The 494-nt window shown below is 62.1% G+C and carries 1 protein-coding gene; it reads right to left on the bottom strand.

Annotated features, from left to right (window positions below; translation table 11 throughout):
* Window positions 1-494 (bottom strand): contractile injection system protein, VgrG/Pvc8 family (locus HMPREF3143_RS26320; RefSeq protein WP_254668436.1); only part of this gene is annotated, 494 nt, incomplete at both ends.

Genomic DNA, 494 nt, shown 5'->3' with positions numbered 1-494 from the left:
TATCGATATGCCCGTAGGTGTCATTTTCGGTGGTGCTGGTGACGCGGGCCGGTAAGGTGCCAGCCATCACCGGGCGTGAGCCAGGTTCCGGGCGGAAACCAAAATCGGTGCTGTCCGGAATGCCGTCAAAATCAACCGCAAAGTCCTTATCACGGCGAGCATACGTGTGCATCGCCGTGATGACCACGCCCTGCGCAAACACGTCGGCCACTTCATACCCGCCGGTGACTTTCAGTACCTGACCCGGCGAGAGGGTCGGACAGCTGGTGATGCCCTGCGCCCGGGTCTGACCATTCAGGTAGCGTTCGTGACGAAGGCGGGCATAAAACGCCCCGGACTCCGGGGCCGGGTTGCGGTCATAGGTGCTGCCCGGCGTCAGGTAGTTATCCGCCCAGTGATAGGCATCACCGTACGTGGTGACATCCCCGCGGGTCGCATCCACCAGGGTGTTCATGTCCTGCGTGGCCTGACGGTAGTTGTAGTCCCGGGGGCTG

This window comes from Enterobacter sp. HMSC16D10, assembly GCF_001807145.1.
Taxonomy (GTDB): Bacteria; Pseudomonadota; Gammaproteobacteria; order Enterobacterales; family Enterobacteriaceae; genus Enterobacter; species Enterobacter roggenkampii.
Note: the sequence above shows the minus strand (reverse complement) of the source record. Positions and strands in the feature narration are given on the sequence as shown.